Annotated in this window: 17 protein-coding genes; 7 read left to right on the forward strand and 10 right to left on the reverse strand. The window is 60.3% G+C overall.

The window, feature by feature from the left end:
- Positions 1-98: 98 nt before the first annotated feature.
- Positions 99-947: an NADPH-dependent 7-cyano-7-deazaguanine reductase QueF gene (gene queF, locus ACB032_RS13350; RefSeq protein ID WP_371138084.1), complete on the reverse strand. Its 849-nt coding sequence runs from the start codon at positions 945-947 to the stop codon at positions 99-101.
- A 157-nt stretch (positions 948-1104) separates the two neighbouring features.
- Between queF and syd the strand changes: the two genes are divergently transcribed.
- Positions 1105-1653, forward strand: a complete 549-nt coding sequence (gene syd / locus ACB032_RS13355; RefSeq protein WP_017408614.1) for a SecY-interacting protein — start codon at positions 1105-1107, stop codon at positions 1651-1653.
- A gap of 69 nt (positions 1654-1722) precedes the next feature.
- Here the strand turns inward: syd and ACB032_RS13360 are convergent, their stop codons facing one another.
- The 5 genes from ACB032_RS13360 to ACB032_RS13380 all read right to left on the reverse strand — a co-directional run bounded on the left by ACB032_RS13360 (position 1723) and on the right by ACB032_RS13380 (position 4588).
- Positions 1723-2508: a Zn-ribbon-containing protein gene (locus ACB032_RS13360; RefSeq protein ID WP_371138085.1), complete on the reverse strand. Its 786-nt coding sequence runs from the start codon at positions 2506-2508 to the stop codon at positions 1723-1725.
- A gap of 3 nt (positions 2509-2511) precedes the next feature.
- Positions 2512-2808, reverse strand: a complete 297-nt coding sequence (locus ACB032_RS13365; protein ID WP_371138086.1) for a hypothetical protein — start codon at positions 2806-2808, stop codon at positions 2512-2514.
- An 88-nt stretch (positions 2809-2896) separates the two neighbouring features.
- A complete protein-coding gene (locus ACB032_RS13370; protein WP_011705082.1) occupies positions 2897-3133 on the reverse strand; it encodes a DUF2789 domain-containing protein in 237 nt (78 codons plus the stop codon).
- A gap of 57 nt (positions 3134-3190) precedes the next feature.
- Entirely contained in the window at positions 3191-3490 is a 300-nt protein-coding gene (locus ACB032_RS13375) for a DUF3301 domain-containing protein (protein WP_011705083.1), read from the reverse strand.
- Between the two features lie 69 nt (positions 3491-3559).
- Positions 3560-4588: a DUF3549 family protein gene (locus tag ACB032_RS13380; protein WP_039212953.1), complete on the reverse strand. Its 1029-nt coding sequence runs from the start codon at positions 4586-4588 to the stop codon at positions 3560-3562.
- A 262-nt stretch (positions 4589-4850) separates the two neighbouring features.
- Here ACB032_RS13380 and ACB032_RS13385 point away from each other — a divergent pair, with 262 nt between their 5' ends.
- The 6 genes from ACB032_RS13385 (at position 4851) to ptsG (ending at position 11227) form a co-directional block, all read left to right on the forward strand.
- A complete protein-coding gene (locus tag ACB032_RS13385) occupies positions 4851-5186 on the forward strand; it encodes a YqcC family protein (protein ID WP_011705085.1) in 336 nt (111 codons plus the stop codon).
- Positions 5183-5956, forward strand: coding sequence for a tRNA pseudouridine(65) synthase TruC (truC, locus tag ACB032_RS13390; protein ID WP_371138087.1), 774 nt, complete (start codon positions 5183-5185; stop codon positions 5954-5956). Before ACB032_RS13385 ends, truC begins: the two co-directional genes overlap by 4 nt.
- 76 nt (positions 5957-6032) lie before the next feature.
- Positions 6033-6473, forward strand: coding sequence for a flavodoxin (locus ACB032_RS13395; RefSeq protein ID WP_085734646.1), 441 nt, complete (start codon positions 6033-6035; stop codon positions 6471-6473).
- A gap of 528 nt (positions 6474-7001) precedes the next feature.
- The gene (locus tag ACB032_RS13400) at positions 7002-8300 is read left to right on the forward strand and encodes a maltoporin (protein WP_323971246.1); all 1299 of its coding nucleotides are present in this window, start codon (positions 7002-7004) and stop codon (positions 8298-8300) included.
- 91 nt (positions 8301-8391) lie between these two features.
- On the forward strand, positions 8392-9363 hold the full coding sequence (locus ACB032_RS13405) for a MalM family protein (protein ID WP_371138088.1): 972 nt from the start codon (positions 8392-8394) through the stop codon (positions 9361-9363).
- Between the two features lie 433 nt (positions 9364-9796).
- Positions 9797-11227 carry a PTS glucose transporter subunit IIBC gene (ptsG, locus tag ACB032_RS13410; RefSeq protein ID WP_016349865.1) on the forward strand — a complete coding sequence of 477 codons (1431 nt, stop codon included), beginning with the start codon at positions 9797-9799 and terminating at the stop codon, positions 11225-11227.
- Between the two features lie 180 nt (positions 11228-11407).
- On the opposite strand, the gene ACB032_RS13415 is transcribed toward ptsG, so the two are convergent.
- From ACB032_RS13415 to map, 4 genes are all read right to left on the reverse strand, one after another.
- Positions 11408-11791: a DUF3461 family protein gene (locus tag ACB032_RS13415; RefSeq protein ID WP_011705091.1), complete on the reverse strand. Its 384-nt coding sequence runs from the start codon at positions 11789-11791 to the stop codon at positions 11408-11410.
- Between the two features lie 127 nt (positions 11792-11918).
- Entirely contained in the window at positions 11919-12746 is an 828-nt protein-coding gene (gene dapD, locus ACB032_RS13420; protein ID WP_005303473.1) for a 2,3,4,5-tetrahydropyridine-2,6-dicarboxylate N-succinyltransferase, read from the reverse strand.
- A 166-nt stretch (positions 12747-12912) separates the two neighbouring features.
- The gene (gene glnD, locus ACB032_RS13425; protein ID WP_371138089.1) at positions 12913-15567 is read right to left on the reverse strand and encodes a bifunctional uridylyltransferase/uridylyl-removing protein GlnD; all 2655 of its coding nucleotides are present in this window, start codon (positions 15565-15567) and stop codon (positions 12913-12915) included.
- A 97-nt stretch (positions 15568-15664) separates the two neighbouring features.
- The gene (map, locus tag ACB032_RS13430; protein ID WP_011705093.1) at positions 15665-16453 is read right to left on the reverse strand and encodes a type I methionyl aminopeptidase; all 789 of its coding nucleotides are present in this window, start codon (positions 16451-16453) and stop codon (positions 15665-15667) included.
- Positions 16454-16525: the final 72 nt, after the last annotated feature.

The following is a 16525-nucleotide window of genomic DNA, read 5'->3' on the forward strand; positions in this document are numbered from 1 at the left end:
CCAAGCCCGCCCCCGTGCGTCCAGAGTTTACTGACAGATTGCGCGCCGGCCCCGCTATCCGGGCCGTGGCCGCGCTGCAGGCCCGGCGGGGTGACGGATTATTGCCGGATCAGGCGCAGGTTGGCCGGCACCACTTCCCAGTCGCTGCGAAACGGGTTGATGTCCAGGCCGCCGCGACGGGTGTAGCGGGCATAGACGGTCAGCTGGCTCGGGCGGCAGAAGTGCTTGAGGTCGGTGAAGATCCGCTCGATACACTGCTCGTGGAACTCGTTGTGCTGGCGAAACGAGATGAGGTAGCGCAGCAGTTTTTCCCGGTCAAGCTGCGGGCCGCGATAGTGGATCACCACGGATCCCCAGTCGGGCTGGCTGGTCACCAGGCAGTTGGACTTGAGCAGGTGGCTGTGCAGGGTCTCCTCCACCTCCAGGCTGCCGGCCGCGCCTTGCAGCAGGTCGGCATCAAACTCGTAACAGTCCACGGCGATGTCCTGCTCGTCGATGCACTCGCCCGGCAGGGCGGCAATGTGGTGCGGGGCCTGGGCCAGCGGGAACAGGGCGACGCTCACGTCGCTACCGGCACAGGCGCTCAAGTCCTTGACCAGCATGGCCTGCACCGCTTTCAGCGAGTCACAGCGGGTCTGGTTGAAGGAGTTGAGATAGAGCTTGAACGACTTGGATTCGATGAGGTTGGCGCTGGTGGCGGGGACCGAGACCTCGCCGACGGCGACCATGGGCTTGCCCTTGGCATTGAGCCAGGAGAGCTCGTACAGGGTCCAGACGTCGCAGCCCTGGAACGGCAGCTCGCCGCCAAGGCCGAGGTCGTCGCGGTTCAGGCTGCGGGGCACCGGCTGCAGCAGGGTCGGGGTGTACTGGCTGATGTAGGCCGACTGTTGACCCAGGCTCAGCCCCTGTAGGGCGCTGGCTCCGGCGTATCTCTCTTGTTTGCTCATGTGTGCTGACTCGAACGTTGAATGGGCGATGGCAGAGCATGCGCCCGATGGGGGCGGCAAGGCGGGGAGCGCCGGCTGGCGATCCGCGCTGCACCTTGTCTGCTCATGGCTTTGATGGTGCAATAGCGAACTTTGGCAGCAATTGTGGGGAATTTCGATGTCGGATCAAGTCTTGTCTGCCCTGGAACACTTTTTTTTGCGCTGGCAGCGCGATGGCGAGGCGAGGCGAGGGCTGCCCCTGTGCGAGTGGGAGGCAGACTGGCGCTCCCCCTGCGAGCTTGATGAGCCCAAGGAGGGTCGGGTGGCCTGGCGCCCGCATCGGCGCGCCGAGCCCGCCGATTTCACGGCAATGAACGAGGCGCTCGAGCTGACTCTGCATCCGGCCGCGCAGGCCCTATTTGGTGGCTGGTTCAGCCGTCCTGTGCCCTGCCTCTACAAGGGGTTGCGGCTCGAGTTTGTGCTGCCCTGGAACGAGGCGGATCTCGACTTGCTCAAGGAGAACCTCATCGGCCATCTGCTGATGCTGCGCAAGTTGAAGCGCTCACCCTCTTTGTTCATTGCCACCACCCGCAACGAGATGACGCTGGTGTCGCTCGACAACGAGAGCGGGCAGGTGTGGCTGGAGTGGCTCGACTCGGGCCGTCGGTTGGTGCTGGCGCCCTCATTGCCGGCGTTCCTCGATCGGCTGGAGACTTTGCCGCAATAAAGGGCGTCAGTTGCAATGAAAAACGCCTTGCCGACCGGCAAGGCGTTTTTGTTTGGTTCACCGTCGGGCTCAGTCCTTGAAATCCCAGGAGAGGTTGGCGACCAGCCGGCAGGGATCGCACTTGAAGTCGAAGATCTCGTGCAGGGGGTCGGCCAGCGCCCACTCGCCGCCGCAGCTCGGACAGGGACGGGCTTTCTCCTCGGCCGCACTCAGGCCGCCCACCCGGTAGAGGTAGTAGTAGGTGGGGATGCCGGTGAGGGCTTCCAGCCGCTTGCCGAGATCGCTGCCACGGCGCTGGAGCCGACTGCCCACTTCACCGATTTCGTGCAGCGCCGCATGCTCGGCGATGGAGCCGTTCATCTGCAGCTGATCGCACGCCTCCCAATCCTCCTGCCACTTGATTATCTGCTTGTGGTCGCCGTTGGCGACGGCCGGCAGCCGATAGAGCGGGATGGGGGCAAAGTGATCGCCGCAGCGCAGCGGCGAGCAGGTGTGCAGGAAGCTGGTGTAGAGCAGCATCCAGCTGGGGCGCTCGCCATCATGGCCGCAAGGGTCGGTGCTGTCGGAGAGCAGATCCGCCCCCTGCAGCTGGAGTTTGGGGGCAAGCAGGCCGGCCTGATTGAGCTGCTGCTCGGCGAGCTTGACCTGCTCGCTCTGGTTGTCCGGGTGCAGGCTGTCCTGCTCCGGGCAGACCACCCGGCTGACGAAATAGCCCTCGTGCATGCTGGTGGGAAACTCCCGGCCGAGGATCTGCCCCTGATAGCGCAGCATGTCGAGGTAGTTGACGATGGCCCGCTCGGCCTCGCCCAGCGAGGTGTCGCGATAGCACTCAAAGCAGAGTTCGAGGATGTACATGGCTTACTGCTTCCCCTGCTGGAGCAGCAGTTCGGTCAGCCGATCCACCTTCTGTTCGAGCCGCTCGAGCCGTTCGGCAAGCTGCAGCAGGGTGGGCTCGGCGGCGGGCGAGGGAGTCCTCTGCGCTGTGCTTCCGGCTTCCGGGGCACTGGCGGGCTGCTGCTTCCACTGGCTCAGCACTTTGAGCAGCTCGGCCATGGGGACGGGCTGGCTGAGGCGGGCCTTGACCATGGCGGTGGAGGGGGTGATCCCCTTGGCGGCCAGTTCATTGGCGATGCGGATGATCTCTTGGGCTGACATGGGACTCCTGCGCAGGATGAAAAGTGGTTCGGGCTGGACGGGCAGAGAGCTTAACCAAAGCGCGGGGCGCTGAACAGCGGGGCAAGGGTCAGTCGGGCCGGCGCAGCAGCACGTCCAGTTCGTCGATGGCTTCCGACCAGTCTGCATCGTTCCACAGGGCATCGCGCAGAAAGTCGGCCTGGGCGCGATTCCAGAAGGGGGCTTCCGGCAGCAGGGTCTGGTTGTCCAAGCGGTGCTCGTGAATGAAGCGGTGCAGGCTCAGCTCGTCGTTGGCCAGCCCCAGCTGGGCAAACAGGGCGGCCAGATCGTGGGTCAGGAATTCCATCTCATCTCTCCCAAGAGGCATTCCTGAATATTATAGGCCCGCCCCGTGGCGGCAGATTTACAGGGTGGGCACCCGGTGGGGGGGCAGCTCGACGCCGACCACCTGCAGCCCCTGCATGCGCAGCTGCCCCAGATAGTGGCTCTCGCCATCGCTGGAGAATTCAAACTCGTAATAGGTGAGCAGCCGCAGCGGCTGGTGGGCCAGCGCACGGTGGCTGCGGGCCAGCGACAGCAGTTGCAGGTCGTGATGCTGGCAGTAGCGGCGCATGTATTGCCAGGCAAGCTCGGCCTGACGCCGCTGATGCCAGAAGGCACCCGCACCGAGGATAAGCAGCAAGATTGCGAACATTTCACCCATCGCGGGCTCCTTCCGGGGTGTGATCCGTGGCGACAGGCGACCCGCCATGGTGACGGGTCGCCGACATCATCAGGCCGAGGCGAACAGGCGACCGATGGCCTGGCCCAGGGCATCGCTGCGTTCGGGGTCGCGCAGCCTGGCCAGCATATCATTGCGCAGGGCCGGCAGGGTCACCAGCTCGGCAAATACCTGATTGAAGAACTGGGTCGGCTGCAGGGCCAGCTGTTCCAGGAACAGGCTGAGCAGGCCGGCATCCTTCAGATCGGGCCAGAGCCGGCCGGCGATGGCCAGCAGCAGGGCCGGGCTCGGCTGGGTTTGCAGCAGGGTCAGCAGCTTGTTGGTGCGCATGCTGCTGCCGTTGCAGGAGGCCAGTGCCCGGCACAGATAGGCCAGGGTCTCGGCATTGGGTTCGGCACACTCCTGCTCTTTGCCGATGCGCTCGAACAGGGCGCCCTGTACGGCCGGCGGCAACGGGGCGTTTTCCAGGCTCTGACAGAGGGCGTAGAGCGGCTCTTGCGGCAGTTTTGGCAGCGCCTTGCACACCAGCGCCAGGTTGCGTTCATCTTGCAGCCGCTCAGCGAGATCGGCAAAACCCTGTACGCCGAGGGTCTGCCATCCCTCTGGCGTCGGGGCCGCCAGATAGTGGCAGAGCCCCTCGAAGTAGGTCGAGGGGGCCTGCTCCAGCTGACGGGCCAGTTTGGCGTGCAGGCTGGCCATCTTGGCCTCGGCCGGGCGGAAGGTGTAGGGGTTCTCCGCCAGACGCTGGGCCTTCTCTTCGTCGAGTTCGCCGGTCAGCTTGTAGCCCAGGGTTTCCACCACCTGATCCATGAAGTGTTTGGGGCCGCTGGCGATGAGCAGACCGCGCTCGTCGAGGGCAAACTTGAGAAACCACAGGTAGTGACGGGATTCGGCCGGCTGGAAGAAGTGGACGCCGAGCCAGGCGTGCTGCTGCAGGGGCCAGGGGTAGGGCTCCTGCTGCTGTTCGATGCGCTCGAAGGTGTCGCTCGCCAGTGGTCGCACCTGGCGGCCCATGTCGAACAGTTGGAACTGGGTGTCGGCCTGGGTCAAGAATTCGGTCAGCGTATTGATGGTGGACATGAGGTGATCCGGCTAAGGGTGATGCGGGCCGATTATAAGGAGGTTGCACAAGATAGCCAGTGGGGGCGCGCCGCCCAGCATCCGGCTCGGTACGCAGGGGCGGGAGCCGCCATGGCTCTTCGCCCGTGTTGTCGGCCGCAAGGGGCATGGCAGAGGATAGGGGGGTGGGTGTATAGTAACGCCCTTTTTTGCAAAGTTCGGCCTGCCGCCAGCGACACAGGATTGGCGGCGGACGGTGTGTGGTGATGAGGAAGAGAACGCAATGAATCAATATCTGCTGGTAGCCGGCCTGTTGGGTGAACTGACCGCCGAGCTGCAACGTCTGGAACGCTGGCAAGCGGCCCATCCGGGTGAAGAGGCCCTGGCCAGCGAGCTGCCATTTTGCGTCGATACCCTGAGCTTCGATCAGTGGCTGCAGTTCGTGCTGATCCCGCGCATGGAGCAGCTGGTGCTGCTGCAGGCGCCGCTGCCCAGCAGCGTCTCCCTCTATCCCATGGCCAGCGAAGTCTACAAGGAGGAGCTGGCCGAGGTCGAAGCCCTGCTGCGCCTGATCGCCCGCTTCGATCTGCTGCTCTCCGGCAAAGTGGTTGAGCAATGATGCGTGAGCAGGCACAGGAAGAGAACGCCTTGCAACTGACCCTGCTTTATCAGGATGACTGGCTGGTGGCGGTCAACAAGCCCTCCGGCCTGCTGGTGCACCGCAGCTGGCTCGACAAGGCCGAGACCCGTTTCGCCATGCAGATGACCCGGGATCTCATCGGCGGTCGCCACGTCTACCCGGTACACCGGCTCGACCGGCCCACCTCGGGGGTGCTGCTGTTTGCCCTCGATCCTGCCGTGGCCCGCACCCTGACCGAAGCCTTTGCCGCCCGTCAGGTGCACAAGGAGTATCTGGCGCTGGTACGCGGCTGGGCCCCCGAGCAGGGGCTCATCGACTATCCGCTCAAAGAGCAGCTGGACAAGATCGCCGACGCCATGAGCGACCCGGATCGCCCGGCCCAGGAGGCGGTGACCGCGTTTCGTCGCCTGCATCAGGTCGAGATACCCCATGCGGTCTCCAAGAAACACCCCACCAGTCGCTACAGCCTGGTTCGGCTGTTCCCCAAGACAGGCCGCAAGCATCAGCTGCGCCGCCATCTCGATCACCTGTTCCACCCCATCGTCGGTGACACCACCCATGGTGATGGCCGCCACAACCGCTTCTTTCGCGAGCACTATGGTTGCGGTCGCCTGCTGCTGGTGGCTCGCACCCTCAGCTTTGAGCATCCGGTACTGAAGGTGCCGATGCGGATCCAGGCACCGCTGGGGCAGGAAGTGCTGCAGCTGTTTGCCGAACTGGGCTGGCCTGCCAGCGAGAGCGACTACTGAGCCTGACGATCGCGGGGTGTTGCCCAAGCTGTTGCTGTGGCATGCTGGGCATCCATGTTGGTCAAAGGGGTCCGTGATGGCGCAGATAGACATAGTGGTGGGTACCGTATACGGCGCGGCCATGCTGGTGGCCGAGACGCTGGCGGCGCAGCTGGAGCAGGCGGGGCACGGCTGCCAGGTGTTCGAAGACGCCGAGCTGGCAGATTTGGATGCGAGTCGATTCTTGCTGGTCATCACGGCTACCACGGGGCAGGGCGATATTCCGCCCAATCTGCAGCCACTGGCCACCGCCCTGGCTGACCGGGCCCCCTACATGAAAGGGTGGCGTTATGCGCTGGTCGCCATGGGGGACAGCAGCTACGAGCACTTTTGCGGTGCCGGTCGTCACCTCGATGCGCTGTTGCAGGAGCTCGGCGCCAGCCCTCTGCTGCCCCGGCTGGAAATAGATGCCACCGTCGACGATGAGCCGGAAAAGGTGGCGCTGGCCTGGCTCAATGGCTGGCTAAATAAACTGTAGCGATCGTCCGTTTTTATCCTTTATTCATCCCCGCTCAGCCCGTCTGGCGGGGATGTTTATTTTGCGGTAATCAGCAGTCTCAACTGACCATATTTTCCCGATATTTATCCGGTTATTTTCCACGCCATCCCCGCTTTGCTCAGCGATTTATTTCGGAGGCGGCCGACATGCCTCAAATTTAAAAGTTCCCCATTGAAAGCGATTTCAGTCATGTTTTTGTCATCAATTTGAATATTTATAACTTATTCATCGGAGCAAATTAATGGTTGGTAGCGGTTTCATGGTGGATCTTTTCGCTTTTAAGCGCGCTTGAATGGTGAGTTATTGCATGGTTCTGTTGGTTATCATCGTACAAAACCCTCCACGACCAATGCTGGGCGATTTGTCGCCATTTTGTGAATCAGCTCATGTTTGTCCCGAAATTGGCTACCTATAATCGGCCTCGGTTATCACCTAAACGTTTTTATGGTGATAAGAACTTGGATATTCAGGATCACACTCCTCTCAGCGGGAATAAGGAAAATGAAAATGAAAGCAAAGTGGCTCCCGATCGCTGCAGCAGTAACCGCAGCCCTGGCTTCCCAAGCCGCCTTCGCCGTTGATTTCCACGGCTACTTCCGTTCAGGTGTCGGCGTTTCCAGTGATGGTGATATGCAGACTTTGAGCAAACAAAAGGTGGGACGTCTGGGTAACGAAGATGATACCTACGGTGAAGTTCAGCTGGGGCAGGAAGTATTCAACAAAGACGGCAAGACTTTCTACGTTGACTCCATGTTCGCCATGACTTCCAACGGTTCCAACGACTGGGAAGGTACTGGTTCTGTATGTAACTTCGATGAAAAACAGTGCAGCGGTGACTCCGAGTTCGCGCTGCGCCAGTTCAACGTGCAAGCCAAGGGGCTGCTGGGTTTCGCGCCGGAAGCTACCCTGTGGGCTGGTAAGCGTTACTACCAACGTCACGACATCCACATCTCTGACTTCTACTACTGGAACATCTCCGGTGCCGGTGCCGGTATCGAAGGTGTTCAGGCGGGTCCTGGCAAAATTTCCTTCGCGTGGGTTCGCAATGACCGTGGTTGGGATGGCAAAGATGGCTGGACCAAGTTTGAGGGGATGGATGTAAATACCCTTGATCTGCGCTATGCAGGTATTCCTTTGTGGCAAGATGCTTCTTTGGAAGTCGGTGTTGACTATGCAATAGCTAATCCAACAGATGCTCAAAAAGACTCTTCTAATGCTCAGTACAAAAACGCTAAAGATGGCGTAATGCTGACTGCTGAATTGACCCAAGGTATCTTTGGGGGATTCAACAAGACCGTGCTGCAGTACGGTACTGAAGGCTACTCCAAGACCATGGCTTTCTACGGTGACGGTTCTTGGTACGGTGCCGAAGCCAAGGATGGTGCCGATGGTTTCCGTATCATCAACCATGGTGTGATCCCAATGGGCAACTCTTGGGAGATGGGCCACCAGCTGGTCTATGGGGTAGGCAATGACATGTGGGATGGCAACGACAAGTGGGAAACCATGTCTGTTGTTGCACGCCCGATGTACAAGTGGGATGACTTCAACAAGACCATCTTTGAAGGCGGCTACTTCAAGGACAAGAACAAGTCTACCAATGGTTCTTCCCTTGAGGATTCTGGTTACAAGTTGACCTTGTCTCAGGCTTGGTCTGCCGGCTCAAGCTTCTGGGCCCGTCCTGAAATCCGAGTCTTTACTTCTTATGTAGCTCTGGATGACAACGATATGGCTGGTACTCCCTATAACAGTAAAACATCTAAAGATACCTGGAACTTTGGTGTTCAAGCGGAAGCTTGGTGGTAAGCAGCTGTTTAAGTTAAGTTAGTCACTGCCCCCATATGGGGGCAGTTTTGTTTCGCCGGGTAACGGCAACCGGGTTATGGAGATAAGAAGAATGAAACTGGTAAAGATGTCTATCGCAGCCGTGGTTACTGCGCTGTTGGCCGGTTGTTCCGGTAACATGTTGGTCCCCGTGCAGGATCATGCATCCATCCTGAGTAATGCCGATCAGGCCAAGCAGGCGCTCTCGCAGGCGACCAGCTGCTGCGCCGCTTTCAGTGATTTCAATTATGTGGCGTTGCCGGAGGGCGATACTCTGCTGGCCCTCGACAGCAAGCAACCCAGTTTTCAGTTTGACGAGGGGATGAGCTATTTCGCCGCTTATCGCCTGCCGGCCAATACCGGCAATCTGGCCATCAGCATCGCATCCCAGGTGAGCAAGACGGTGCTGATCCCGCAGGTTATCATGCTGGATGCCCAGTTCAAGGTGACGCGCGTGCTGGGTGAATCGGTATTCACCTATCAGCCGGCCCATCTGCTCGATAACGACAGGATTGAGGGCAAGTTGTTCGTCGACCGCAGCATGCCGGGCAATCCGGCGGCCGAGACCTATATGATTGTGTATGCCCCGGCCAACAAGCTGGCAGGCAGCACCACCATACTGCACCCCTCCAAGGCGTTTGCCAGAGCCAACGGGACGGTTGAACCGGATATCAAGGACCCCGTGATCCCGCACTCCCCATGGGGTCTGGTACAGATCAAGGTGGCCGACATGGCAAAAGGGCAGGGACTGGAAGCGGTCTTCAAGCCTGAATATGCCGACAAGGTAGCAATGAGCAAGGCTGCACCGGCGGCGACGGCCGTTGTGGCAGGCACTGTGGCGACCACTGCGGTAGCCGCGCCTGCCAAGCCTGCGCCCGCCATGCTGAGCGAAACCGAAGCCTTCTATCAATCCCAGATCGAAAAAGCGGTGAAAGCCGGTGACATCGACAAGGCGATGCAACTAGTCAGCGAGGCGGAGCGGGCCGGTTCGACCAAGGCGAAATCGGTCTTTATTGATGCGGTCAAGCGCTCCCAAAAGGGCTGAATATTGCCCGGTCTTTAAAATATAATATTTATTTGAGGCCTCCCTTGTTGGAGGCCTTTTTAATCGGTAGACTAAAATTGAAAAAAACAGCAAATGGTTACATTAAGTTACAATGCGTTTCGTTGAGTATTGATTTGATTGGCTAAAATACAATGCGAAACAGCACTTTTCATATTTATGGCTTAGCATGAAGATGCCAAAATATATCCGTAATTAGCCGAAAATTCCCGGCGAAATTATCTTGTGATCTCCCCTCCAAATTTTTTATTCGCTTACCCCTGATGGAAGATATTTGCGATCTGCTGGGTTATATTCAGCTGGTCAAAATAAACAAACCCGCGTCGAATTCATGCCGATGAGAGATGATGTTGATGATCGTCTATAAATTGGACTGAAGCGTCTACGGTAAGACATTCCATTCAGGAGCGCACACATGTTAAAAAATGCTTTCTCTAATCTGCAAAAGGTCGGTAAGGCGCTGATGCTGCCAGTATCGGTCTTGCCCGTTGCAGGTATTCTGCTGGGGGTGGGTGCTGCCCACTTCAGCTGGTTGCCGGAAATTGTCTCCCAATTGATGGAGCAGGCCGGTGGTTCCGTATTTGGTCAGATGGCCCTGCTGTTCGCAGTGGGTGTGGCCCTCGGCTTTACCAATAACGACGGCGTATCCGGTCTGTCAGCCATCGTTGGCTACGGCATCATGGTCGCCACCCTGAAGGTCATGGCGCCTGTGATGGGCGTTGAGACCATCGAAACCGGCGTCCTGGGCGGTATCCTCGCCGGTGGCGTGGCCGCATGGGCGTTCAACCGCTTCTACAAGATCCAGTTGCCCGAGTATCTGGGCTTCTTCGCCGGCAAACGCGCCGTGCCCATCATCACCGGTTTCGTCTCCATCGGCCTGGGCGTGATCCTGTCCGTCATTTGGCCGCCGGTGGGCGCTGCCATCGGTGCCTTCTCCGACTGGGCTGCCAACCAGAACCCGGTACTGGCTTTCGGTATCTACGGCGTGGTTGAGCGCTCCCTGATCCCGTTCGGTCTGCACCACATCTGGAACGTACCTTTCTTCTATCAGGCTGGTACCTGTGTCAACGCTGCCGGTGAAACCGTACACGGCATCATGACCTGCTTCCTGACTGCTGACGACGCTTCCCGTGCTGCCGGCAACGGCTTCGGTCAGCTGGCCGGTGGCTACCTGTTCAAGATGTTCGGTCTGCCTGCCGCCGCGTTTGCCATCGCGCACTCCGCCAAGCCGGAAAACCGCGCCAAGATCGTAGGTATCATGGCCTCTGCCGCCCTGACCTCTTTCCTGACCGGTATCACCGAGCCGATCGAATTCTCCTTCCTGTTCATCGCCCCGGTACTGTACGCCATCCACGCCGTGCTGGCTGGTCTGGCCTACGTGCTGACCAACTCCCTGGGCGTGGTACACGGTCACACCTTCTCCAACGGCTTCATCGACTTCGTGGTGCAATCCCCGCGTGCCGATCACATGCTGCTGCTGGTGGGTCTGGGTCTGGTCTATGCCGTCATCTACTACGTGGTCTTCACCGTGGTCATCCGTGCCATGAACCTGAAAACCCCAGGTCGTGAAGACGAAGCGGCCGAAGAGAGCGTTGGTCAGAGCAAGGACGAGATGTCTGCCGCACTGGTCTCTGCCTTCGGTGGCAAAGAGAACATCGCTTCGCTGGACGCCTGCATCACCCGTCTGCGGGTCGGTGTGAAAGACGTGGCCAAGGTTGACCAGGCTGGTCTGAAGAAACTGGGTGCTGCCGGTGTGGTAGTGGCAGGTTCTGGCGTACAAGCCATCTTCGGTACCAAGTCCGACAACCTGAAAACCGACATGGACATCTGGATGAAGAGCAACTAATCCTGTTGCCTGAATACCAGAGTTGTTGAAAAGGGAGGCGCAAGCCTCCCTTTTTGCTGGGCGCCATAGGGTAGCCGGATGCGGTGGTGTATGTTTCGACCGGCGCGGTATCGGTGTTGCCATCGCTTTTGAGCTCAAAGAAAAAGGCGCCCACGGGCGCCTTTGCTGCATCAGACCGGTTTAGAGCTTTTCCAGATCCCGCTCGATTTCGCTGATCTTGTTCTGCACCACTTTTTCCAGGTGGCGCAGGTCGCGCAAGATCTTCTGCTTGATGTCTGGGTCGGCCTGCACGTGCACGCCCTGGGTCAGGTTGTCGAGCTCATCCACCACGTACTTGAGATTGGCGTTGATCTCGGTGACATCCTTGTACTCGTGGGTGCCCGAGTCGACCAGCATGGTCTTGCGCTGGCGCGGATATTTGAACTTGACGCTCTTGGCGAAGAACTCGCCCTTCTGTTTCTTGAAGTAGATCTTGAGGATGTCGTGATTGGCTTCCTGGCGCAGGGTATAGCTGTCCACTGAGGTGGGTTCCTGGATCCCCAGGCTCTTCAGATTCTCGTACATCGGGCTTCCTCGGTTTGAAACGATCCTGACCAATCTATCTTAACCGAGTCGGTACGGCTTGCCTGTGACAGGGGCGCCAAAATCAAAAGGGCGCCATCAGGCGCCCTTTTAAATCACCGTAAACCGCTTACTCGTCGATGGAGCGCAGCAGGGCGTTGATGCCGACCTTGGCGCGGGTCTTGGCATCTACCTTCTTGACGATGACGGCGGCGTACAGGCTGTACTTGCCGCACTTGGAGGGCAGGGAGCCGGAGACGACCACCGAGCCGGCCGGGACGCGGCCGTAGTGGATCTCGCCGGTTTCACGGTCATAGATGCGGGTGGACTGGCCGATGAAGACGCCCATGGAGATGACGGAGCCCTCTTCCACGATCACCCCTTCCACCACTTCGGAACGGGCACCGATGAAACAGTTGTCTTCGATGATGGTCGGGTTGGCCTGCAGCGGCTCCAGTACGCCGCCGATGCCGACGCCGCCGGAGAGGTGCACGTTCTTGCCGATCTGGGCGCAGGAGCCCACGGTAGCCCAGGTGTCGACCATGGTGCCTTCATCGACGAAGGCGCCGATGTTGACGTAGGAGGGCATCAGCACGGTATTGGGGGCGATGAAGGAGCCTTTGCGGGCGGTGGCCGGCGGCACCACGCGCACACCGGCAGCCTTGAACTGCTCGGCGCTGTAGTCGGAGAACTTGAGGGGAACCTTGTCGTAGTACTGGGCGTCGTCACCCTTGATGATGCCGTTGTCATTGATGCGGAAGTAGAGCAGTACCGCCTTCTTCAACCACTGGTGTACCACCCACTCGCCGGCAATTTTCTCGGCTACGCGAGCCTTGCCGGAGTCCAGCAGGTCGATGGCTTGCAGGATGGCGGCCTTGGTGGCGGCATCGACGGAGCCGGGAGTGATGGAATCACGGCGCTCGAAGGCCGCTTCGATGATCTGTTGCAACTCGGTCATGACAGGTTTCCTTTAAAAAATTCCGTTTGTTGTATCACACTTTTCCAATTGTTTTTAAGGGCTCGGGCCGATTTCTTCACGGGAACGCCGATTTATTGTGCTGGCGTGGTCCAACCTTTTGTTCTGCTTGATAAATCAGGGGCTGACTCGGCGTCTTGTGAAGCCTTCACGGGCCCGGCCTGCCCTCATCATCGGCCGACTCTTGCGGGTTGAGCTGGTTGACCAGCCGCTCCTCCAGCGCCTGCTGCTCGGCCTGGGTCAACGGCTCGCCGGCCAGGGTGGTGAGGCTGAAAAAGTCCTCCACCCGCTCGCCGATGGTGGTGATCTTGGCGGCATGGAGCGACAGGCCGCACTGCTGGAACACGGCACCGATGCGGGCCAGTAGGCCTGGGGTATCGAGCGCGGTCAGCTCCAGCAGAGTGTGGCGGGTCTCCCCCTTGTGGGGCAGAAAGACCACCCGGGTCGGCACGCTGAACTGGCGGTGGCGCCGTGACAGGGGTTTGCTGCGCAGCACCAGCTTGCCCGGCTCCTGCAGCGCCTTCTCCAGCGCCTTCTTGATGGTGGCGGTGCGGTTGGGGCTGATGGGCTCGCCGTTGGGCTCGAGCACCACGAAGGTATCGAGCACGTAGTCGCTGCGCGAATTCATGATCTGGGCGTCGTGGATGTTGAGGTTCTTCTGATCCAGCGCCGAGGCCACGGTGGCGAACAGATTCGGGGTGTCGCGACAATAGATGAACACCTCGCTGCCGCCGCGGGTCGGGTGCTTGCCGATGATCACCAGCGGCGCCGGGTTGTCGCCGTGTTCGATGATCTTGCGGCAGTGCCAAGCGATCTGCTCCGGCGTATGGCGCAGGAAGTAGTCTGCCTTGAAGTCGCTCCAGAGCTGGTTGATGGCCTCCTCCGGCACGTCGCGCTGGGCCAGGATCTGCTTGGCCTGGCGCTGGTTCTCGCGGATCTTGAGGCGCATGTCGGGCGGGTTTTCCAGCCCCTGGCGCAGCGCCTTCTGGGTGGCGAAGTAGAGCTCGCGCAGCAGGGTGCCTTTCCAGTCGTTCCAGAGGGTGTCGTTGGTGGCGCAGATATCGGCCACGGTCAGGCAGTAAAGCAGGTCGAGGTGCTGCTCGTCGCGCACCTTCTGGGCAAAGTCGGTGACCACCTCGGGGTCATAGATGTCGCGGCGCTGGGCGGTGACCGACATCAGCAGGTGGTGGCGTACCAGCCAGGCGACCAGCCGGCTCTCGTAGCGATCCAGGCCGTGCAGCTGGCAGAACTCCAGCGCATCGACGGCGCCGAGCTCTGAGTGGTCGCCACGCCGCCCCTTGGCGATGTCGTGGAACAGGGCGGCGATGCTGAGCAGCTCCGGCTTGCGCAGCCGGGTGAACACCTCGTGGCAGAGCGGGTGGGTCTGGCGGCTGGCCGGGTTGGGAAACTGATGGATGTTCTTGAGCAGCCGGTGAGTGTGTTCATCCACCGTGTAGGCGTGGAACATGTCGAACTGCATCTGGCCGACGATGAGGTTCCACTGCGGCAGGTAGGCCGCCAGGATGCCGTACTTGTGCATCAGGGTGAGCGGCTGGCCGATGCCGTTGGGGTGGCGCAGCAGCGCCATGAACAGGCGGCGGCATTCGGGCAAGTCCTGCAGCCAGCAGTTGAGCTTGCGGCGCGCCTCGCGCAGCTGGCGCAGGGCGGCGGAGTGGATGCCGGCAATCTCCGGATGCTGGGCTATCTGGTAGAAGAGGCGCAGGATGGCGGCGGGCTCACGGCCGAACAGTTCGGAATCCACCGCATCGATGAGGCGCCCGCGCAGCTGGAACTCGTCGGAGAGGCGGCGCACGTCCATGGCGGTGTTGCCGAGGATCGCCTCGTCAAACAGCTGCAGCAGCATCTCGTTGAGCTCGGAGACCCGCCGCACCGTCTGGTAGAAGCGTTTCATCATCTGCTCGACCGGGGCGTTGCCTTCCCCCTCGAAGCCCAGCATCTGGGCCACGGTACGCTGGCGATCGAACAGCAGCCGGTTGTCGCCCTTGTTGATGGCCATGTGCAGGGCGAAGCGCACCTTCCACAAAAAATTCTGGCAATCGAGCAGCTCGCGATACTCGGCCCGGTTGAGGAAGCCGTGGCTGGTCATCTCGAACAGGGTGGTGGCGCCGAAGTGGCGGCGAGCCACCCAGGCCAGGGTCTGGATGTCGCGCAGGCCGCCCGGATTGCTCTTGAGATCCGGTTCCAGCTTGTAGGCGGTACCGAGAAACTGCTGGTGGCGCTGGGCCTGCTCTTCGCGTTTGGCCTTGAAGAACTGCTCGCTTGGCCAGAAGTGCTGGGGGCCGGTGGCCTCCTTGAGCTGCTGGAAGCCCGCCTCGCGGCCGGTGATGTAGCGCGCCTCGATGAGGTTGGTGGCAACCGTGATGTCGCCGCGTCCCTGCTCGAGACACTCGGCCACGTTGCGCACCGCCTGGCCCACCTCCAGCTTGAGATCCCACAGCAGGGTGATGAACTCACCGATGCGCAGCCCCAGCACCTCGTCCAACTCGTCCCCTTCGTAGAGGATCAGCAGGTCGATGTCGGAGTGGGGGTGCAGTTCGCCACGGCCATAACCACCCACCGCGATCAGAGTGAGCTCCGTCTTGTCGAAGCCGAACTTTTGCCACAACCGGGTCAGCAGCTCGTCCATGTATTCGGAGCGGGTAGCCACCAGTTCGATGATGTTGTCACCGGCATCGAAGCGGGCGTGCAGCCAGCCGAGAAAACGGCTCAGGTACTCCTTGCAGTTCTCGCGGGTGAGCTGAGCGTCGGGTAACAGGTGGGGGGAAAGCAGGCTGGCATCCATGGCGTCTCACACTCTACTGTCGCACGCCTGTGCGCTGTTCTCGCACGGGTTCGCGGCTGATAAAAACAAAACCCCGGCGGGAGGCCGGGGTTTGATGTTAACCGTGTTTGATGAGACGGTCGATAGTGTCATCCGGGCGCAGGGTCAGCACCTCGCAACCATCCTCGGTCACCAGCAGGGTGTGTTCCCACTGGGCGGAGTCGCCGCCATCCTTGGTGGTCACGGTCCAGCCATCCTTCGGATTGACCTTGCAGTGGTACTTCTTGCTGTTGACCATGGGTTCGATGGTGAAGCACATGCCCGGCTTGAGCTCCTGCTTGCCGCCGTTGCGATAGTGCAGGATCTGCGGCTCTTCATGGAACTCGGCCCCGATGCCGTGGCCACAGTAGTCGCGCACCACGGAGAAACCGGCCTTCTCTACGATGGGCTGGATCACGGCACCGATCTCGGTGATGCACATGCCCGGCCGCACCTGCTTGATGGCGGCGTAGAGGCTCTCCTGGGCGACCTTGCACAGCTGACGGCGCAGCGGGGTGGTCTCACCCACGATGAACATGGCGGAGGTATCGCCGTGGTAGCCATCCTTGATGACGGTGATGTCCAGGTTGATGATGTCCCCTTCCCGCAGTTTCTTGTGGTTCGGGATGCCGTGGCAGATCACATCGTTCACCGAGGTGCAGATGGACTTGGGGAAGCCGTGGTAGTTGAGCGGCGCAGGGATGGCCTGCTGCACGTCGACGATGTAGTCGTGGCAGAGGGTGTTCAGTTCGTCGGTGGTGACGCCCGCCTTGACGTGGGGGGCGATCATGACCAGCACATCGGCGGCCAGTTGGCCGGCAACGCGCATCTTTTCAATCTCTTCCGGTGTCTTGATTTTAATGGACATGGGATCTCTCTTGGGACCTGATCGCGCATCTATCGATGTCCGGCAATCAGGTAATGAAAAATAGATGCGTTT

It is taken from the genome of Aeromonas sp. S5(2024), assembly GCF_041403025.1.
Taxonomy (GTDB): domain Bacteria; phylum Pseudomonadota; class Gammaproteobacteria; order Enterobacterales; family Aeromonadaceae; genus Aeromonas; species Aeromonas hydrophila.

Excerpts from the sequence above, each read along its gene's own strand:
- queF (WP_371138084.1), bottom strand. The coding sequence starts at position 947 with ATGAGCAAACAAGAGAGATACGCCGGAGCCAGCGCCCTACAGGGGCTG.
- syd (WP_017408614.1), top strand. The coding sequence starts at position 1,105 with ATGTCGGATCAAGTCTTGTCTGCCCTGGAACACTTTTTTTTGCGCTGG.
- ACB032_RS13360 (WP_371138085.1), bottom strand. The coding sequence starts at position 2,508 with ATGTACATCCTCGAACTCTGCTTTGAGTGCTATCGCGACACCTCGCTG.
- ACB032_RS13365 (WP_371138086.1), bottom strand. The coding sequence starts at position 2,808 with ATGTCAGCCCAAGAGATCATCCGCATCGCCAATGAACTGGCCGCCAAG.
- ACB032_RS13370 (WP_011705082.1), bottom strand. The coding sequence starts at position 3,133 with ATGGAATTCCTGACCCACGATCTGGCCGCCCTGTTTGCCCAGCTGGGG.
- ACB032_RS13375 (WP_011705083.1), bottom strand. The coding sequence starts at position 3,490 with ATGGGTGAAATGTTCGCAATCTTGCTGCTTATCCTCGGTGCGGGTGCC.
- ACB032_RS13380 (WP_039212953.1), bottom strand. The coding sequence starts at position 4,588 with ATGTCCACCATCAATACGCTGACCGAATTCTTGACCCAGGCCGACACC.
- ACB032_RS13385 (WP_011705085.1), top strand. The coding sequence starts at position 4,851 with ATGAATCAATATCTGCTGGTAGCCGGCCTGTTGGGTGAACTGACCGCC.
- truC (WP_371138087.1), top strand. The coding sequence starts at position 5,183 with ATGATGCGTGAGCAGGCACAGGAAGAGAACGCCTTGCAACTGACCCTG.
- ACB032_RS13395 (WP_085734646.1), top strand. The coding sequence starts at position 6,033 with ATGGCGCAGATAGACATAGTGGTGGGTACCGTATACGGCGCGGCCATG.
- ACB032_RS13400 (WP_323971246.1), top strand. The coding sequence starts at position 7,002 with ATGAAAGCAAAGTGGCTCCCGATCGCTGCAGCAGTAACCGCAGCCCTG.
- ACB032_RS13405 (WP_371138088.1), top strand. The coding sequence starts at position 8,392 with ATGAAACTGGTAAAGATGTCTATCGCAGCCGTGGTTACTGCGCTGTTG.
- ptsG (WP_016349865.1), top strand. The coding sequence starts at position 9,797 with ATGTTAAAAAATGCTTTCTCTAATCTGCAAAAGGTCGGTAAGGCGCTG.
- ACB032_RS13415 (WP_011705091.1), bottom strand. The coding sequence starts at position 11,791 with ATGTACGAGAATCTGAAGAGCCTGGGGATCCAGGAACCCACCTCAGTG.
- dapD (WP_005303473.1), bottom strand. The coding sequence starts at position 12,746 with ATGACCGAGTTGCAACAGATCATCGAAGCGGCCTTCGAGCGCCGTGAT.
- glnD (WP_371138089.1), bottom strand. The coding sequence starts at position 15,567 with ATGGATGCCAGCCTGCTTTCCCCCCACCTGTTACCCGACGCTCAGCTC.
- map (WP_011705093.1), bottom strand. The coding sequence starts at position 16,453 with ATGTCCATTAAAATCAAGACACCGGAAGAGATTGAAAAGATGCGCGTT.